Origin of the sequence: Lactobacillus porci, from assembly GCF_009695985.1 — a bacterium.
Taxonomy (GTDB): Bacteria; Bacillota; Bacilli; order Lactobacillales; family Lactobacillaceae; genus Lactobacillus; species Lactobacillus absianus.
The window spans coordinates 57,849-75,942 of the sequence record NZ_VUMX01000009.1; the positions used below are offsets into that span (position 1 = coordinate 57,849).

At 53.4% G+C, this 18,094-nt stretch carries 12 protein-coding genes; 6 read left to right on the forward strand and 6 right to left on the reverse strand.

The window, feature by feature from the left end; genetic code table 11:
- Positions 1-99: 99 nt before the first annotated feature.
- A complete protein-coding gene (locus FYJ62_RS10750) occupies positions 100-3,726 on the reverse strand; it encodes a glycosyl hydrolase 53 family protein (RefSeq protein ID WP_229771833.1) in 3,627 nt (1,208 codons plus the stop codon).
- Positions 3,727-4,469: 743 nt separating this feature from the next.
- Here FYJ62_RS10750 and FYJ62_RS04685 point away from each other — a divergent pair.
- Positions 4,470-5,474, forward strand: a complete 1,005-nt coding sequence (locus FYJ62_RS04685) for a glycoside hydrolase family 3 protein (protein WP_154548218.1) — start codon at positions 4,470-4,472, stop codon at positions 5,472-5,474.
- Between the two features lie 43 nt (positions 5,475-5,517).
- On the opposite strand, the gene FYJ62_RS04690 is transcribed toward FYJ62_RS04685, so the two are convergent.
- From FYJ62_RS04690 to FYJ62_RS04700, 3 genes are all read right to left on the reverse strand, one after another.
- Positions 5,518-7,500: a hypothetical protein gene (locus tag FYJ62_RS04690; RefSeq protein WP_154548220.1), complete on the reverse strand. Its 1,983-nt coding sequence runs from the start codon at positions 7,498-7,500 to the stop codon at positions 5,518-5,520.
- Positions 7,501-7,615: 115 nt separating this feature from the next.
- The gene (locus tag FYJ62_RS04695) at positions 7,616-8,128 is read right to left on the reverse strand and encodes a hypothetical protein (protein WP_154548222.1); all 513 of its coding nucleotides are present in this window, start codon (positions 8,126-8,128) and stop codon (positions 7,616-7,618) included.
- 30 nt (positions 8,129-8,158) lie between these two features.
- Positions 8,159-9,067: a zinc ribbon domain-containing protein gene (locus tag FYJ62_RS04700; protein ID WP_154548224.1), complete on the reverse strand. Its 909-nt coding sequence runs from the start codon at positions 9,065-9,067 to the stop codon at positions 8,159-8,161.
- A gap of 470 nt (positions 9,068-9,537) precedes the next feature.
- Between FYJ62_RS04700 and FYJ62_RS04705 the strand changes: the two genes are divergently transcribed.
- The 4 genes from FYJ62_RS04705 to FYJ62_RS04720 all read left to right on the forward strand — a co-directional run bounded on the left by FYJ62_RS04705 (position 9,538) and on the right by FYJ62_RS04720 (position 13,574).
- Positions 9,538-10,542, forward strand: coding sequence for an ABC transporter substrate-binding protein (locus tag FYJ62_RS04705; RefSeq protein ID WP_154548226.1), 1,005 nt, complete (start codon positions 9,538-9,540; stop codon positions 10,540-10,542).
- A gap of 184 nt (positions 10,543-10,726) precedes the next feature.
- A complete protein-coding gene (locus FYJ62_RS04710) occupies positions 10,727-11,737 on the forward strand; it encodes an ABC transporter substrate-binding protein (RefSeq protein ID WP_154548228.1) in 1,011 nt (336 codons plus the stop codon).
- Between the two features lie 88 nt (positions 11,738-11,825).
- Positions 11,826-12,779, forward strand: coding sequence for an ABC transporter permease (locus tag FYJ62_RS04715; RefSeq protein WP_154548230.1), 954 nt, complete (start codon positions 11,826-11,828; stop codon positions 12,777-12,779).
- Entirely contained in the window at positions 12,780-13,574 is a 795-nt protein-coding gene (locus tag FYJ62_RS04720; protein ID WP_154548232.1) for an ABC transporter ATP-binding protein, read from the forward strand. It begins immediately after the preceding gene.
- Between the two features lie 88 nt (positions 13,575-13,662).
- On the opposite strand, the gene FYJ62_RS04725 is transcribed toward FYJ62_RS04720, so the two are convergent.
- A complete protein-coding gene (locus tag FYJ62_RS04725; RefSeq protein ID WP_154548234.1) occupies positions 13,663-15,399 on the reverse strand; it encodes a Rib/alpha-like domain-containing protein in 1,737 nt (578 codons plus the stop codon).
- A gap of 190 nt (positions 15,400-15,589) precedes the next feature.
- Here FYJ62_RS04725 and FYJ62_RS04730 point away from each other — a divergent pair, with 190 nt between their 5' ends.
- The gene (locus FYJ62_RS04730) at positions 15,590-16,588 is read left to right on the forward strand and encodes an NADP-dependent oxidoreductase (RefSeq protein WP_154548235.1); all 999 of its coding nucleotides are present in this window, start codon (positions 15,590-15,592) and stop codon (positions 16,586-16,588) included.
- A gap of 79 nt (positions 16,589-16,667) precedes the next feature.
- On the opposite strand, the gene FYJ62_RS04735 is transcribed toward FYJ62_RS04730, so the two are convergent.
- On the reverse strand, positions 16,668-17,792 hold the full coding sequence (locus FYJ62_RS04735) for a serine hydrolase domain-containing protein (RefSeq protein ID WP_195837389.1): 1,125 nt from the start codon (positions 17,790-17,792) through the stop codon (positions 16,668-16,670).
- Positions 17,793-18,094: the final 302 nt, after the last annotated feature.

Consider the following 18,094-nt stretch of genomic DNA (forward strand, 5'->3'; position numbering starts at 1 on the left):
TATGGTGCTCTTCTGATATTGAGCTTTGTTTTGACTTGGTTTGCTTAATTCTCAAAAAAATGCCCAACATCAGCTTGTTGAGCATTTTCCATTCAACGTTTAAACATTGGCAATCCATTTCAGTGAAGCCGAAACATTCAGCTTGACTGAATCGCCGTACTTCGCGTCCTTGTTCAGGCTTTCCAGGTCAGTGCCGTCAAGATAGTAGACATAGCGGTAGGTTGACTTGCTCCCGCCGGCAAAAGTAACCGTGAAGACATCATTGCCGTTGACGCCCGTGTTGAAGGCATCCTTGATCTTGTCCCAGGCTGAACTTGCGATTGCCTCGCCCTTGGTTCCAGTCAGGTAGCTGGCAACCAGGTCTTGGATTGATTTAACGTCTGCAGCTGGCAAAGCAGCACCCGCAGTCAGCGGCTTGTCGATCGTCACGCCATCAAGACCCCAGACCTTGGTCAGAACCGGAGTGGCCATTGAGGTTACGCTGACCTCCTTTGGATCTTCCTTGATCAGAGTGGCAGTGTAATTGATCTTGACTGGGTCGCCGTATTTGACGCCCGCGTTGGCCTTCAAGAAGTTGGCCAGCTTTTCAGCGGCCGTCTGGCCTTCAAGCCAGTACTCGTAGTGGTACTTGCTGCCATCAGTGCCAGTGAAGGACGCGCCCTTAATGGCATCGGCGTTGCCATCCAAGCCATTGAAGACCGCCTTCAAGGAAGCGCTTGGGATTTCGGTCCCCTTGACCCCGTTCAAGTATTCAGCCGCGGCGCTGGTCAGGTAATTTGGCAAAGTGACGCTTTGGCCGGCTTTCAGGACGTTTTCAGCCTTCACGCTGGCCCCGTCAGTGCCGTAAACCGCGCTGAGCTTGACGTCAGCGGCTGAAGCAGTGTTTTCAAAAGCCGTCTTGTAGCCGTCAAGGAAGCCCTTGTACATCATCAATGACTGCAGCGGGTAGCCCTTGTCGTCAAACAAGGCAACGTTGTCCCAAGTTGAGCCGCCCCAAGTCTCCTTGCCGTTGTAGAACATTACGGAGTCAGGCGCGTAGCCGATCGCGTACTTGGCGGCCCAGCCAGTGCCCATGGCGTTGGACATCTGGTCGTTGTAGTTCCAGTTTTCGTTGCCGGCCTTGACAGGAATTTGGGCTGGCTCCCAGTAGAAGGCGCCCAAGCCGCCGCCAGCGACGATCGCCTTGTACATGTCGGTCATTTCGTCGACTTGTCCTTGGGGGCTGGCCGCGTATTTAACGCCGTTTGGCACGCTGTTGACTGAGTTGCCTTCCCCGTCGCCGTCTTCTGAGTCGACGTTGAGCCAGCCGGTTTCCAGAACGACGGTTGGCTTGCCAAATTCTTCCTTGGCCATCTGTTCCACGGCCAGCAGGTTGTCCGGCGTGTTGGCGCCAGTCCCCAGGTCCTTGCCCTTGTAAGTCCCGTTGCCGTTGCCCGTTGACCAGAATGGGTAGTAGGAAGTTCCCAAGTAGTCGTAGTCAACGCCATTCTTCTTCAAGACGGTCATAATCGTCCGGTACTTGTCGATGTTTGGCGTTTCCAGCTGAACGGCGATCTTGGCCAGTGGAGCGGCATCGCGGACCGCCTTGGCGGCAGTTGCCAAATACTTGGCTGCTTGGTCGCCGCTGGCGCTGAGCCACAATGATTGCCAAGTGCCGTTGTGGTCACGGTCAGTGTAAAGGCCAAAGACCCCGTTGGTAACTTCGTTGCCGACCTGCACCATATCCGCGGAAGCCCCGGCACGCGCCAAGTCCCGCAAGACCTTCTTGGTGTAAAGAGAGATTGATTCGTTCAAGGCGTTGACGGACAAGTTCTTCCAAGCCTTTGGCAATGGCTGCTTGGCTGGGTCAGCCCAGAAGTCGGAGTAGTGGAAGTCGACCAAAAGCTTCATGCCGTACTGCTTGGCTTCCTTAGCCATCTTGATCAGGCTTTCCTCATCGGTGTTCCCGCCGCCGTAGCCTTGACCGGCCGCGTTGTATGGGTTGTTCCAGACCCGCAGGCGGATCCAGTTGACGCCCGCGTCAGCCAGGACCTTGATCAGGCTGGCTTCCTTGCCGTTAAAGTCATAGAACTTCACGCCGGCATTGATCAAAGCCTGGTAGGTTGAAATGTCGACCCCGCGGATGGTGTCCTTGGTCATCCCGGCAATCTTCTGCACCGTGACCGGCTCATACTTCAAGCCGGTTTCAGTCCCAGTCTGGTAAGCCAGGTCCAGTTCGTCCTTGGACTTCTTGCTTGCTGGCGTTTCGTTGACCGGTTCAACTGCTGCTTCCTCGCCCTTGGTCAAGGTAGCTGAGTAGTTGACCTTCAGGCTTTGCCCATACTTGACGCCCCTGTTGAGCGCCAGGAAGTTGGCCAGCTTAGCCGCGCTGTCCGCGCCATCAAGCCAGTATTCATAGTGGTAGGCCGTGCCCTTGTCATCGTAGTAGTTGCTTACGCCGGTCAAGGCCTTAGCGTCCCCAGCCAAACCAGCTTCAATGGTCGTCAGGACTTGGTCGCTGATCGCGGTCCCTTCTGGGCCCGTCAGCAGGCTGCTTGATACGCCGCTGACCAATTTGGCCAAGTCGGCTGCCGGCATCTTGCTGCCATCGGTCAAGCCTTTAGCAACAGTCGTTGAGTTGTAGGCCTTGACTACATCGGCTGAAATGGCTGATGCGGCTTGCTTGGCTTTGGCCTGGCTGGCTGCTTGGTAGATCAAGGCTGCCAAAGTCCCGTTGTAGTAGCCCGCGCCAACCACGCTGCTGGTCGCGTCAGCTGAGCCCAGCTTGGCGATCAGGGCCTTGGAGAACTGGCTGGCCGTGTAGCCGTTTTGCCCCACGTTCATGGTCAAAGTTGTCAAAACCTTGCCTGGCATGGAGCTGTTCTTTTCCATTAATGAGGAGATGACGGCATCGTCATCGTTGACGTCCTTTTGAGCCAGGAGCTGGGCCATTTCGTGGACAGCTGACTCCTGGTAGCCGTTCTTGGCTTCAGTCCAGTCGTACTTGACGTTCTTCTTCAAGTCAACCGCGGTCAGGAATTCAACCTGGTCGCGCAAAAGCTGGGCGTAGTCAACCTTGTTGTTGACGGCCCCCTTTTTGTCAAAGGAAACCTTGATCCCGTTCAAGGTCTTGGTCGTGTTCTTGGCAATCTGGCCCTTGGCGTCAGCATAGTACTGCTTGCCGCTGACCGTGAAGACCTGGCTCTTGACTGCTTGTCCATTGGCATCATAGTAGTAGGTTGAACCTGCCGTCGTCCCAAAGGCATTCTTTGGGTTGGACGTGGTCGTAGTCGTCTTAGCCGCGGTGACCGCCTTTGAAGCGGTTTGGACATCCGGAACCTTGGCCGCCTGCACTGCCTTGGTTGCAGTCTTAGCATCGCTGGCAGCTTTTGCATTGGCAGTGGCCGTCGTTTTCGCTGCAGCTTTTGGACTAGCTGATGGCTTTGGGCTGGCTGCATTTGCATTGGCTGTATTTGCAGTCGTCGCGTCTGCAGCGTTGGCATTGGCCGCATCTGCAGTCTTTGTACTGTCGGCCGGATTGGCAGCCGCGGCGTTGGCATTATCAGCAGGCTGGCTGTCGCTCTTAGCGGCAACGACAGTAGCCGCCGGCTTGCCGGCATCGACCGCGTCAGCCTTGACTGAGCCTGCCCCGCCGTATGCCAGGCCGGAAGCCGTGGCCAAAAGGGCCAGTTCAGCCGCTACCAAGCCTTTGTTTGACTTAAAGTGTTTGATGCGTCTCTTTTTCATTGAAATCCTTCCTCATTTTCCTTTTTGAAAGTGTTCATACATTAGATATTATACAATCGATATTCCTAAAATTTTACAATTTTCTTGAGGCCTTTTTCAAGTAATTGTTCTGCACCAAGCTGCTTGTAAGCGGCGACCTGGCAATTTCAAGCTTTTTCCAAACAGAAATTTCTGAAAATCGTTCGCAAATGGATGATCTCGGCTCGGCGGATTGCTGCTTGGCAATTACCTTGTCAATATTTTATTTATATCCACAAATTAGGGCAACTTAATGACGACGCGGCATGGCTAAAATTGGCAAAAGAAAAGACGGAAGTGACCAACTTCCGTCTTATGGGCGTATGCATTATGCTCTATTTAAGCTTTCTTCTTTGGCCGATCCTGCAGGCGCCAGCCGCAATATTCTTCGAAAACCGGCTGTCGCTTGCCACATTCAGCAACTAAGAAGGGAGATCTGATTTAACCTCTCCTTGCCTTTGATAATAGCACTGTCTTTTACGCTATACAATAGCCCGCACTTATGGTTCGAGCTGCTGAATCAGTTTGGCCAGGCCTGACAACGCCGCTTCTCTCCTTGTAAGCCCTTTCTTTCTCGCGCCTTGATCATAAAATTATAAAATTGTTTATCCTTTTTGCAATAATTAAAGCAAAATCTTACCCTTTATGAAAAATATTTCTTTTTGTCAAAGGTGGTATAGTTAAAGCTGAAATAAGCAATGAATTAGTGGCCAGGAGAAAAAAAGATGCAGCAGCTCAAACAGATGACCCTGAAAGAAAAAATTGCCCAGCTCTACTTGATCGACAGCACGGGCGACTTCGCGGAGATGGCAGAAGCCGTCAGCCGCGCGCAAGTCGGCGGAGTGCTCCTTTTCGGCAAAGACCTGGCCGGGCAGACCCAGTCCAGCCTGCAAAAAGAATGCCGCGAATACCAGCGCTTGAGCCGGCACGGGCTCTTCATCGCGATCGACCAGGAAGGGGGCCTGGTTGACCGGCTCAGCGCCAGCCCGGCGATTGCCGCTGGCCACGCCTACCCTAGCCCCGCCAAGATCTACCAGGAAAGCGGCCATGCCGGCTTAAGAAAAGAAGCAACCATGGTGGCCAAGCAACTAAAAACTTTGGGCATCAACTGGAACTTTGCCCCAGTCGCCGACGTGGCCGATGACCCAAGCAGCTTCATTTATGAACGGACGCTAAAGGCCAGCCGGAAGGAAAGCGGCAGGTTCGTGGCTGAAACCTGCCAAATCTACCAAGACTGCCAAGTCGCTTCCAGCCTCAAGCACTTCCCCGGCTACGGCAACGCGGGCGATACCCATACCGGCGTTGGGGTGAGCCGCAAGAGCAAGACGGCCTTTTATCAAGACCTGGAGCCCTTCAAACAGGGAATCAGGGCCGGGGCCTGGTCGATCATGGTCTCGCACCTGATCGTCAGCTGCCTTGATCCTGCCGCCCCAGCCTCCCTGTCAGTCCCAATCCATGACTTCATCCGCCAAGACCTGAACTATGACGGCATAATTTTGACGGACGACCTGCAGATGGACGCGGCCAAAGAATATGCCAAGGCCAAAGGAATGTCGCCCGACCTCCTGGCCCTTTTGGCCGGCAACGACATTCTGCTTGGCGGCAACTGGCAGACCGGCATCCCCGCCTTGGTCCAAGCCGTAAGAAATGGCCAGCTCACGGAAGCGCGGATCGACCAGTCCGTCGCCAGAGTTCTCCAGCTGAAAGCGCGCTTGGGCATTTTAAAGTGAAAAAGCAAAAGCCTTCATGACCAAAATTGGCATGAAGGCTTTTTTAGCGGGTAATGTACTTGCGCAGGTGGACTTTCGCGCATGGGATCACGAGTGAGGCAAGCGGACCATTGCAATAATAGTAGCGGCTGTCGTGCTTGACTACATAGAGCTCGGTGGCCGGCACGCTGTCGCCCCAGTGAAAGACGTTGACGCGCTTGGCCAGATCGCCGTCGCGGTCGTACTTGTAGGCATAAGTCTTTTTAGAGGCAACGATAATGGCCTTTCCTGACTTTGGAATGGCTTTTTGGTACTTCTTATACAGCCTGGACTTTGAATAGTCGTCCCGCCAGACGTCCTGGGCTTTGACGAAATATGGCTGCTTGCCCCAGACGGTGATGTAGTACTGGCCGGCCAGCTTGCAGACCGGACCGACAAAGAGGTTTAGGCTCTGCCCGGCCCGCAGGCTCCCTTTTGGCTCAAGCTTCAGCTGGTCGACATAGTCGTACTTGCCGGACTTGTTGAAGTAAAGCGGCGTCTTTTTGCGCGCGACCAAAGCCGTCTTTGTGTCCTGATACAAAATCATTTGGGTGTACTGGGCCAGCAGCGGGTCCTTGGCGATATCCTTGACGTTGGCGGAGCTCTCCGTCTCGCTGCTCCGCGAGCGCGGATACTCCCGGTCAAAGCCGGAAACGAAGCTGGTCAACGGCAGCGTTTCCCTTTTCCCGCTCTTTGAGTCCTCAACGTACAGCCTGGTGTCGTGGTCAGTCAGGTAGGCCCGGGGCTTGGCGTAGACGCCCGACTTGGCCCGTTCAACCAAGGAGGCGACTTCTTCTTCCTCAGCTACGGAAAACTTCATCGGATTCTGGACCACGACCTTTTTCCCGTTCAAGTCCCCTCTGGCCTTTTCCAGCCGCCAGATGGCAAACTTGACTTCCGCCCGGTTGGGGCTGGCCTTTTGGGCCGTCTTTTTGGCGCTAAGCAGCGCCGACGTGAAATTCTCGCGCAGGCGGGCATCGGACAAAAGGTAGGTCATGGACAGGCTGGTCTTCTCGTTCCCCGCCAGCAGCTGGGTCAAAGCGGCCCGCTGCTTATCAGTGGCAGGCTTGGCGTCTCTCCTGGCCTGCCGGGGCGTGTTGACGATCGCGGGCATCTTGCCGGAAAGCGGCTCCTGCTGGGTCCCGTACCAGATGATATTTTTGACCAAAAAGGCCGGCACCAGGCCATCGCCAATATCCGCCCGGCTGTCATAGCCGTAGTGGTGGCCGTCAGTAAAGTAGACCTTGCTCATGGCGTTCTTGACGTGATAGAAGAGGACGGCTTCTTTGCGCGTTGGGACCCAGACGTACATCCGCCGGTCCACCTGCAGAGGAGATGACGCGGCCGACAAGGTCCCGCCCTTCAGGTCCTGGACCGTCCCCGCGGCCGTATATACCACGGCGCCGGCATCAAAGCCGACCCACAGCTTGCCCAGGCGGTCATAGTCGATCTGGTGCACGCGCTGGGCAGGAGCAACGTTGTCGGCGTAAATGTATTTGGCCGTCTTGCCGGAAGTGCCCTTGACCCGGTACCAGCGCATGCCCCCTTCTTCGCCAAAGTTGGAGTCAAAGTAGCCGTAAGCATCCACGAGGTACTTCTTCCCGACCTTCATGTCAACGTCAGAATAAGTCGCGTCGGCAGTCGTGACGGTGACGGTGGTCCAGGGCGCGTAAGCCAAATGGCCGTCGATCCGGCCGACCCGGCTGGCCAGCAGCAAGGTGCCTGCCGCCAAGCGGTAATAGGCCCGGTGGTTGATGGTCACGACCGGGAGAGCGTACTCAAGGCCGTTTTTGTAAAAGGAATAGCGGGCATGCTTGGCGCGCGCCGGCTTGCCCGCGTAGGCGACCTTGGCCCCTTTTTTGAAAGAGTACTGGGTGGGGATGCCCCGCGCGTCGTAAACCCGCGCTGCCTGCGACAGGGTCAATTCGCCTGTCTTGGCTTGAACTGGCCGCGCCAGCAGCAAAGACAGTCCACCCATTGCCGCCAGCAGCCATTTGCGTCTTTTCACTTGCTCGCCCTCCTTACATTAATCGCTTCTTGTCTAGTATACCGCTTGCTCCCGCTGCTTCGCTATTTTTCCTAATCGCAAAAGACTTCCAACCCATTTGGATTGGAAGTCTTTGTTAATTCAAGATGAGCAGGATCTGCTTTGCGATCAGCTTTAAGTCGCGCTCTTCAGCAAATTCCCGGTCCGGGAAAAAGACGAAGCGCTGCATAAAGTAGGCCACCAGTGGCCCGGCAATGATCCTCAGCAGGTCCATGGGCTGGTATTCCGGATGCTTTTCCAAAAGAATTCCCAGGTTGCTTTCAACCAGACGCGGGCTTTCCGCCAGCCGGGCTTGAAAAGCCCGCACGATCTCGCCGACAAAGTCCGGCTTGGTCAGCAGCTCTTGCAGGACGATCCGGATGACCTGCCGGTTCTGCTTAAGGAAGGCAAAACGGTTGAAAACGATAAAATTGACCAGGTCCGCCCGAAAAAATCGCCACAGTTGGGAACTTTTCGGAAAACACTTTGCGAAAAAGCGGCCAACTCCATCAAAAAAGACGACTGCACCTTTGATGCAGTCGTCTTTTGCTATCTCAAAACCAGTTTTGTCCCGCTCTGGCAGGAACTGCCCCATAACCCGAGGAAACATTGCCGCTCTTCTCAAGACTCGATTTTCGCTTTAAAAGAATTGGCTGACAAATTTGGTCAATTTGTTAAGCAGACTGCCGATAAAGAACGGCAGATATGCTTGACCAACGCAAACGGCAATAATGTCAATAAACCATACAAACCGTAATAATGCACTGAGCATCTTGTCTTTGAAATTCTTCCCTGAGCTGAGTGGGACAGCAGAAGCAATACTGATGACAAGCCACAGACACTCAAGGAGCGACAGAACAATGGTGATCCAGAATCTGCTTACCGATGGCTCCATGCTTGCAAAAATAATCGCAATAATCACCACAATGAGCAGGCTGTAAATTGCGGGATGCATTGCCCGGTTGACAATCTCCGTATAGCTTACGTGCGGATAGCCGCCCTGCTCGCGCAAGAGAAGCGCGAGCGCGAAGCCCAGCAAAGCGGCCGCAAAAGTCATCAGCGGAACCATTTTAAGCAGGTTGTAGTTTTTAACCACCTGCGATACCAGGTGATCCAGTTCCTGCTGGTTCAGCTGCTGCAAGAATGTAACCAGCGTTGAGCCATATCCCCAGCGATCTACCATGAGCCAATCCTTCAGAATCTCATAGCGGTTTGACCAAAAAGCCCAGCCGTTGCCAAAGATCAGCAAAAACAAGATCAGCAGCCCATACCATGGTCCGGCTGGATACTTCTCGAATGGGTTCACGATGGCATTTATCAGCCAAGCAATAAATGACGGCCTTTCTGACGTACTAGTTGCTTGCCCAGTTTGTGCTTGCACCGCCTCTTGCCTGAAGCTGTAGCCACAATGGGTGCAAAACTTAGCCGTCTTGGCTGCTTCAGCATGGCAGCGCGGACACAGCTTATTTGTAGTCTGCTTAGCGCCACATTTTGGACAAAAACTTGCGTTATCGGCAATCTGCTGGTGACAATTCGGACATTCTTTCATTTTTTCTCCCCCCTAAACCAATAAAAGCAGACTCGAACCCAAAAGAATAAAGATATATATGTACAAGCATAGCTGTGGAACGATTAAGCCGAATAGCCTCAAAGCAAATAGCTTAACGTTATTGCCGCTTTCGTCATTCGATGCAAAAGCTGCGCTATTCAAACTATTTTTCAGTATACTACCATCAGCCGACGGTCAGCAATAAAGCTCATCTATCGCAACTGACAATTAATAAATAAATTTTTTCACGGTATATAATTTTATGTATCATTAACTAAAAAATCAGTTATTTCACGTCAAAAGCTCTCTTTCTAATGATAATTTAATTTCCATTGCAAAGTTAAAATTAGTTTTTTAAAATGCAAGCATGACTTTTGAATGAAAGAAAAATTAAGTCAGAGATTCTTTCAGCAATTGTCACTGTCAAAGAAGTGTGAACTTCAGTTCACGTATTTAGGAGGAAACATATCATGAGAAAGATTCAGCGTATCGCGCTCGTGGCCGCGACGGCTTTGATAGCCTTCGCTTCAGCGGGCTGCGTCAATTCAGGTTCAAGCAGCAAGCCTGCCTCTTCAAGCACCACTAAGAAGAAGCACTACACGATCGGCATCTGCCAATACGTCCAGCACCAAGCCTTGGACGCGGCAACCAAGAGCTTTAAAGCCGAAGTCAAGAAGGAGCTTGGCGCCAAGAACGTTACTTTTGACGACCAAAACGCCCAAGGCGATTCTTCAACCACTTCGACCATCTGCACCAACTTTGCTTCCGAAAAGGTCGACCTGATCATGGCCAACGCTACCCCGGCCCTGCAAGCCGCGGCATCCGCGACCAAGTCCATCCCGATCTTAGGGACGTCCGTAACCAGCTTCCCCGTTGCCTTGAACCTCAAGCACTTTAACGGGACGGTCGGCGGCAACATCTCCGGGACTTCCGACTTAGCGCCCCTGGACAAGCAGGAAAAAATCATCAAGGACTTTGTTCCTAAAGCCAAGCGGCTCGGGATTCTCCGCTCCTCCTCAGAACCCAACTCCAAATACCAAGCTGAAGAAATCGAAAAGTATGCCAAGAAAGATGGCTACAAGGTTACCCAATATACCTTCTCTGACACAAACGACGTCAACTCCGTTACCCGGCAGGCGGTCAGCGCTTCTGACGTAATCTACATTCCAACCGACAACCTCGCCTCATCCTGCTCCAAGACCATCAACAACGTCGCCCTCAAGGCCAAGGTGCCAATTATCGCCGGCGAAGAGATGCTGATGGGCCGCTGCGGGGTCGGCACCCTGTCCATCGATTTCAACAAGCTGGGCAAGATCACCGGCCAGATGGCCGTGCAGGTCCTGACTGGCAAGAAGAAGATCTCCCAAATGCCAATCCAATACGATCCAGAGCCGGTCAAGGAATACAACCCAACCATTTGTAAAAAGCTCGGGATCAAGCCGCCTGCTGGCTACAAGCCATACACGGAAAAGTAGCCAAGCAAAAGTTTTAATTTTAATTTAAGTTTTTGCTTGAAAAAGCAGGAGCCATTATATACAATATGGTTATCATTTATTAATGAGAGTTTTATTAAAACCTAATTTGTTGCAGTCGCCGTCGCGGCTGAATTGAAGAGTTAAGAATATGGCATCTTAGAAATTTTAGATGGAGGGAAATATCATGAGAAAGCTGCAAAGACTCGCCGTCGTTGCTTTGACGACAGTCATGGCCTTAGGGTCAGCGGGCTGCGTCAACTCCGGCTCGTCATCATCGTCAAGCAAATCAACCAGTTCATCGACCAGCAATAAGCACTACAAGATCGGGATCTGTCAGCTCGTCCAGCACGAAGCTTTGGACGCGGCTACTAAGGGCTTCAAGGCTGAAGTCAAGAAGGAGTTGGGCGCCAAGAACGTTACTTTCGACGAACAAAACGCTCAAGGGGACTCCTCTACCGCTTCAACCATCTGCACCAACTTCGCTTCCGAAAAGGTTGACCTGATCCTGGCCAACGCTACGGCCAGCCTGCAGGCGGCTACGGCAGCCACCAAGTCCATTCCGATCTTGGGGACGGCCGTAACCAACTACCAAGTTGCCTTGAACCTGAAGAAGTTCAATGGTACGGTCGGCGGCAACGTTTCCGGGACTTCCGACCTGGCACCGCTGGACAAGCAGGAAAAGATGATCAAGGACTTCGTGCCAAAGGCCAAGAAGGTCGGGATCCTCTACTGCTCAGCTGAGCCAAACTCCAAATACCAAGCCAAGGAAGTTGCCAAGTACGCCAAGAAGGACGGCTACAAGGTTACCGAATACACTTTCTCAGACACCAACGACGTCAACTCCGTTACCCGGCAAGCAGCCAGCGGCAGCGACGTGATCTACATCCCAACCGACAACACCGCTGCCTCCTGCGCGAAGACCATCAACAACGTAGCGCTGAAGGCCAAGGTGCCAATCATCGCCGGTGAAGAAGGGGTCATGAGCAAGTGCGGCGTAGCTACCCTGTCCATCGACTACTACGGCCTGGGCAAGCAGACTGGCAAGATGGCCGCTGAAATCCTTTCAGGCAAGGAGAAGGTTGCCAAGATGCCAGTTGAGTACTACACTCACCCAGTCAAGGAATACAACCCTACGATCTGCAAGGAACTCGGCATCAAGGTTCCAGCTGGCTACAAGGCCTACAAGGGCTCATAATTTTAGATTTTGATATTGTTGAAAAGGGATGCCAGGTACATCCCTTTTTCCATAATCTGCATTCAATCGCTTAGAGGGAGTTTTATTTATGGGCGCATACTTTGCATCACTTAATTTCTTAGACTTCTTGGGCCGATTGCCGGCCGCGGCCGCGCAAGGGCTCTTCTGGGGCATTATGGCCCTCGGGGTCTACATTACTTTTAGAATTTTGGATATCGCCGACCTGACGGTCGACGGGACCTTCGCGACTGGCGGGGCCATCTCCGCCGTTTTGATCCTCAAGGGCTGGACCCCTTGGGCAACTGTCGGGGCCGCTTTGGTTCTAGGCCTTTTGGCCGGGGCAGTTACGGGCCTTTTGCACACCAAGCTGGGGATTCCTGCCATCCTGGCCGGGATCTTGACCCAATACGCCCTTTACTCAATCAACTTGGCCATCATGAGCTTCAAGGCCAACACGGCTATCAGCTCCACCACCAGAAACATGGTAATGTCCGGTTTGGACGTCAACGGCTCGCTTCTGGTCTGCGGCGTGATCGTCATCGTCTTGATCGCCTTGATGTACTGGTTCTTCGGGACAGAAATCGGTGAAGCCATCCGGGCAACCGGGACCAACCAGGAAATGAGCAAGGCACAAGGGATCAACATCGACCGGATGAAGGTTCTGGGCCTGGCCCTCTCCAACGGCTTGGTTGCCGTGGCTGGCTCCCTGTCCTCACAATACTCCGGCTTTGCGGACGTCAACGCCGGCCGTGGCTCCATCGTCATCGGCCTGGCCGCCGTCATCATCGGTGAAGTGGTCGGCAACGCGATCCTGGGCAAGAAGCTGAACTTTGCTGGCCACCTGGCCTTCGTCGTAGTCGGCGCCATCCTTTACTACGTCGTCTACACCCTGATCCTGTGGCTCAAGATGAACCCAAACCTGATGAAGCTGTTCACCGCGATCATCGTTGCCCTGTTCCTGGCCGTGCCTTACCTCAGAAGCCGTGCCAAGAGTTCCTTTGCCAAGGCTGGCAAGAATTCCAAGAAGATGGAGGCCAAATAAATGCTGCAGCTGAAGAACATTACCAAGACTTTTAACCAAGGCACCATTAATGAAAAGCATGCCTTGAACGGAATCGACCTGACCTTGGAAGACGGGGACTTCGTGACCGTCATCGGGGGCAACGGGGCCGGCAAGTCCACCCTGCTGAACGCCATTGCCGGCGTCTGGCCAGTTGACACGGGCTCAATCGTGATCGACGGCCAAGACGTGACTGGCCTGCCTGACTTTAAGCGGGCTCCCTTGATCGGCAGAGTTTTCCAGGACCCAATGACCGGGACCGCGCCAACCATGCAGATTGAAGAAAACCTGGCGATCGCCGCCCGCCGCGGCAAGCACCGGGGCTTGGCCTGGGGCGTCAACAACAAGGAGCGGGAAGAATACAAGGAGCGCTTGAAGATCTTGGATCTGGGTCTTGAAGACCGCTTGACGGCCAAAGTCGGCCTGCTTTCAGGGGGGCAAAGACAAGCCTTGACCTTGCTGATGGCCACCTTGGTCAAGCCAAAGATCCTGCTGCTTGACGAACACACCGCGGCCTTGGACCCTAAGACCGCCTCAAAGGTCTTGCGAGCAACGGACAAGATCGTCAACGAAGGCCACCTGACCACCTTGATGATTACCCACAACATGAAAGACGCTATCGTCCACGGCAACCGCCTGATCATGATGAACGCCGGCAAGGTCGTGCTGGACATCAAGGGTGAAGAAAAGAAGAAGCTGACCGTTGAAAAGCTGCTTCACCAATTTGAAGTCGTCTCCGGTGAAGAATTCGCCAGCGACAAGGCCCTGCTCAGCTAACTAGTGCTGCTTAACAAAAGAAGACAGAAAACCCCTCCGCCAACTGGCGGAGGGGTTTTGTTTGCTTTATTTCCCAGGGAATATTGCTTTACTTCTTGTCCCGGGCGGAGAAGGTGATCAAAGCGTTGTCGTAGCCATCGCTTGCTTTGGCAAAGCTGATCGTCGCCGTTGAGCCCGTGCCCGTGCTCAAGATCCCTGAACCATCATCAAGCTTGGTCCGCCCAACGCCCACGAGCTTGTCATCCTTCAAGAAGATGGCCGTTGCGCTTGGTGCGTACAGGGTGCTGGTGCCCTTGTTGGCAACTGACAGGTTGACGCCAGTGTCGGTCAGGCTGATTGAGTTGCTCTTGTCCTGGTCCAGCAGGTCAACGATCTTTGAATTGTACTTGGATGGCTTGGCCGTCAAAGTGTAGTCCATCCTGGCCGCGGACTTGCTGTCATAGAAGCCGGCATAAAGGATTGCCGTTTCGCCTGGCCCGACTGGATTGGCAGCATCGGAACTGGTTGACAGTGAATTGCCCTTCTTGTCCTTCAAGGCAAAGACGGCACTTAGGGCAACGCTGATATCAGCGTTGTTGGTCACATAGATGGCCTCAATTGGGTGACCGCTCGCGTCTTTTCCTTGATATGAGTCAATCTGCATCTCCTTGGTCAAACTGGAGACCGTGATCGTCACCTTGCCGCCCAAGTCCCAGGACTTGTCTGGATAAGTAGCCTTGATTTGCGCGGTAGTCTTGCCTTCCTTGTTGAAGTCAACGGCATTGGCAAAGGAGAACTTGGTCCCCTTTGGCAAATCAGCCACGTTCTTGACCAAGGACTTGGCATCAATGCTTTCGCCCGCGTAGGTTTCAGCCTTGGCTGACTTCAAGGCAGGCTCATAGATTTCCGCGTCCGTCTTCTTAACGGTTTTGGCGGCTTTAACGACGACCGCGACAGACTTGGTCCGCTCGCTGGACTTGTCCGCATAAGTAACCTTGACCGCGGTTTGGTAAGTGCCGGCAGTCGTAAAGTCAACAGCCTTGGTAAAGGCGTACTTGGTGCCCTTTGGCAGCTGGCTGGCATTGGCAACCAAAGACTTGGCGCTGACCTTCTTGCCGGCAGTCGTCGTCACGCCAGCCGCCTTTGGCGCGTACTGGCTGGCCAGAGTAGTCTTGGCCGCGGCTTTTTGGCTACTCTTAGCCTTGCTCTTTTGACTAGCGCTCTTTGTAACGACGATCTTGATGGAATTGGTCGTATAGGTCGACTTGTCCAGGTAGGTAATCTTGACGGCCGTCTTGTAAGTCCCGGCCTTCTTGCAGTTCACCTTCTTGGTGAAGGCATACTTGGTTCCGTATGGCATCCCGTCAGCATTGACCACCACGCTCTTGGCCGTCACCTTGCTGCCCACTGGCGCGGTCACGCCCACGGCTACCGGCGCGTAGAGCTTGGCCAGCTTCGGCCGTTTCTGGACCTTGACCGTGATCGTCTTGGTCTTTTCACTGGACTTGTCCGGGTAGGTTACCTTGACGGCCGTCTTGTAGGTCCCGGCTTTCTTGTAGTTCACTTTCTTGGTAAACGCGAACTTGCTTCCGGCCGGCAGAGCAGCCGCGTTGGTCACGACTGACTGAGCCGTGACTGCAGTGCCGACGTAGACGCTTTGCCCTTGAACGGCTGGAGCGTAGGTCTGGGCATTGGTCTTCTGCTTGCGCTTTTTAGTGGTCTTCTTGCTCGTTTTCGTGCTCTTCTTGGCCGCGAAGACTGCTGGCTGAGCTGCAGGAGCAGCGGTCCCGGCCAAGGTCAAGGCCGCGGCGGCAAGCGTCAGTTTATTGATAATGTCTTTCTTCATAAAAACCTGGCTTTCTCAATGAAATCTTTGGTTATTTTTACCATCTATTGTACTAGCTGAAAGCGCTTATGCACAAATCGCAAAAATCACCCTTTTCTTGATTGACAGATGCTTTGCTGACTAATAATCTTAGGTTATAGGAAGAAATTAAGAAAAGATGGATTAACTCGTAAAAGAAAGTGTGTATTCTATGAAAGCAGCCGTTTTAAACCAATACGGCACTGCCGCTCCCGTGAGCGTGCAAGAAGTTGCCGTGCCTGAACTGGCAGATACGGAAGTCTTGGTCAAGGTCAAGGCGGCCGGAGTCAACCCGGTGGACAACCTGATCAAGAACGGGAACATCTGGCCAGTTGCCCCCTACTCATTGCCCCTGATTATGGGGAATGAGCTGGCCGGGGAAGTTGAAGCCGTCGGTTCCAGCGTGACCGACTACCTGCCTGGCGACCGGGTCATGACTCGGCTGCCGCTGGAAAAGATTGGGGCCTTTGCCCAATACGTGGCCGTTGATGCCCGCTGGCTGTGCAAGACGCCAAACTACCTGTCCGACGTTGAAGCCGCCGCTGTCCCATTGACCGCTTTGACGGCAATGGAAGCCTTCACCCTCTTGGAGCTCAAGCAGGGGCAAAGCCTCTTCATCTCCGGCGGCTCAGGTGGCTTTGGCGCGATGGCCATCCCTTTGGCCAAGGCTTTTGGCTACCCAGTCTACACGTCAGGATCAGCTGAAAACCGCGACCGGGTCATGGCCTTGGGGGCTGACTTGTACTTTGACTACAAGACTGAAGACTACAGCGAATTCCTCCACGACGTGGACGGGGTGATCTCTTCCGTCGGCGTCAAGGAATTGCCTAAGGAATTCAGCATCTTGAAGCCGGGCGGCCACCTGGTAGCCCTGCAGGGGATGCCAAACCGGCGCTTTGCCAAGCGCAACCAGTTGACGGCCGTCCAGACCGCCCTCTTCTCGATGACGGGGCTCAAATACGACCGGATGGCTGCCAAGCATGGCGTGACCTACGACTTCATGTTCTGCGGGGCTGCCGACAAGGACCTGAAGCTGGCCGTCCAGATTCTGGAAGAAAAAGGCATCAAGCCAAACATTGCCGAAGTGCTCCCGCTTGACGAAGTCAATGAAGCGCTGGAAATGGAAGCTGGCCACGGCAAGAAAGGCCGCATCGTCTTGACCATGGACTAGTCAAACATAGACGTCAAAAAGCGTGATCATTCCCGATCACGCTTTTCTTGTTGCTTATTTTGTTATTCTGTTTCGTTGCCTAATACAAGGAGAAGGTCCGCGCCTTGATCCGCTTCAGGATCTGAAAAGCAATCCGCTTCAGCTTCCGCTCGCTCTGCTGGCGCTGGTTGATCAGCATGATGATCCCGTTCTTATTGTCAGCCGTCAGCTGCATATATGCCCCGTAATGCTCCTTGTCCAAGGTTCCGTAGGCCAGGTGGATGGTCTCATGCTTCTTGAGGTAGACCCCGCCAGAATACAAGGTCTTCTTGGCCTTCAAGTGGGTCATTTTGCTGAATTCCTCTTCAGTCAACAGCTGGCCGTTTTCCAAGCCCAGCTGGATCTTGTAGAAGTCAGCTGGGGTAGAAACCAGGTTGCCGGCCCCAGGCAGCTGCGTCGACACCGGCACGGCATAGCTGATGGCTCTTTGATAGTAGTTTGGATCCACATAGCGGTAGGACACCGCCAGGTGCAATTTCTTCGGCAGATCCTGGCGAATATAGGTATGGGTCAATTTCAAGGGCTTGGCCACCCGGTCATAGAAGTTTTGGGAATATGACTTGCCCGTCTCCTTCTTGATGATGCCGGCCAGCAAGATGAAATTGACGTCGCTGTAAATATAGCTTCCTGCCGGCAGCTGATCGGTCGTATCGATTTTGCTGATCGTCCAGGCTACCGCCCCCAGGTCCGTGTATTCCTGATGCCTCGCGTATTCAACGGTTGGCACGGCATAGCCAGAAGTGTGGGTTAGCAAATTGCCGACCGTCACCTGATCAGCATGCTTCAGGTTGGGATACCACCTGGCAATCTTCGTATCCTGACTAAAGGCTTGGTCCGTATGAGCCTTTTCCCGCATGACCTGCATGACCATGGCCCCCGTGATTTCTTTTTGCATAGACCCGATGGGGTAAACGACCTGCTTGGAGCTGTTGGGAATCCTCTTTTTTAAGTCAGCCATCCCGCTGGTCACGGTCGTGAGCTTGCCATTCCTGACGATGCCGATTGCCCCTGCTAAGTGGTTCTTGTCCATGACAGACTTGGCATAGGCTGCCAGGCTGTCCGGCCGCTTCCCCTGCTGGCCAGTAGTTACGATTGGTTCCACCGGCTTGACCGTCTGCTGTCTGCCGTAATAGACAATCCCGCAGACAATTGCGATTCCTGCCAACCAAGCCAGCTTCTTTGACCTGCTTTTCTGGCTAGAAACCCGATTTTCTTTTCTATCCCGCAATGATTCGACTTTCCTTTCACATAAGTGTCTCCATTGTAGACCATTTTGCGCTTGGTCAAGCCGCCTTAGCTAAATTTTAATATTTTCGTTAAAAAATCAGTTTTCTTCACTCTTTATTACGTTGAGGGCGAGAAAACTTGGCATTTCAATGCCGAGTTGAATCGCCCCCTTTTTTGTTTTAACGCGTGAACATTAGTTCGGTATGCGATATAATATAAATAGCCAAAGGACTGAAATCG

What these genes read in the sequence shown, in the direction of transcription:
- FYJ62_RS10750 (WP_229771833.1), bottom strand. Translation starts at nt 3,726, where the DNA reads ATGAAAAAGAGACGCATCAAACACTTTAAGTCAAACAAAGGCTTGGTA.
- FYJ62_RS04685 (WP_154548218.1), top strand. Translation starts at nt 4,470, where the DNA reads ATGCAGCAGCTCAAACAGATGACCCTGAAAGAAAAAATTGCCCAGCTC.
- FYJ62_RS04695 (WP_154548222.1), bottom strand. Translation starts at nt 8,128, where the DNA reads ATGTTTCCTCGGGTTATGGGGCAGTTCCTGCCAGAGCGGGACAAAACT.
- FYJ62_RS04700 (WP_154548224.1), bottom strand. Translation starts at nt 9,067, where the DNA reads ATGAAAGAATGTCCGAATTGTCACCAGCAGATTGCCGATAACGCAAGT.
- FYJ62_RS04705 (WP_154548226.1), top strand. Translation starts at nt 9,538, where the DNA reads ATGAGAAAGATTCAGCGTATCGCGCTCGTGGCCGCGACGGCTTTGATA.
- FYJ62_RS04710 (WP_154548228.1), top strand. Translation starts at nt 10,727, where the DNA reads ATGAGAAAGCTGCAAAGACTCGCCGTCGTTGCTTTGACGACAGTCATG.
- FYJ62_RS04715 (WP_154548230.1), top strand. Translation starts at nt 11,826, where the DNA reads ATGGGCGCATACTTTGCATCACTTAATTTCTTAGACTTCTTGGGCCGA.
- FYJ62_RS04720 (WP_154548232.1), top strand. Translation starts at nt 12,780, where the DNA reads ATGCTGCAGCTGAAGAACATTACCAAGACTTTTAACCAAGGCACCATT.
- FYJ62_RS04725 (WP_154548234.1), bottom strand. Translation starts at nt 15,399, where the DNA reads ATGAAGAAAGACATTATCAATAAACTGACGCTTGCCGCCGCGGCCTTG.
- FYJ62_RS04730 (WP_154548235.1), top strand. Translation starts at nt 15,590, where the DNA reads ATGAAAGCAGCCGTTTTAAACCAATACGGCACTGCCGCTCCCGTGAGC.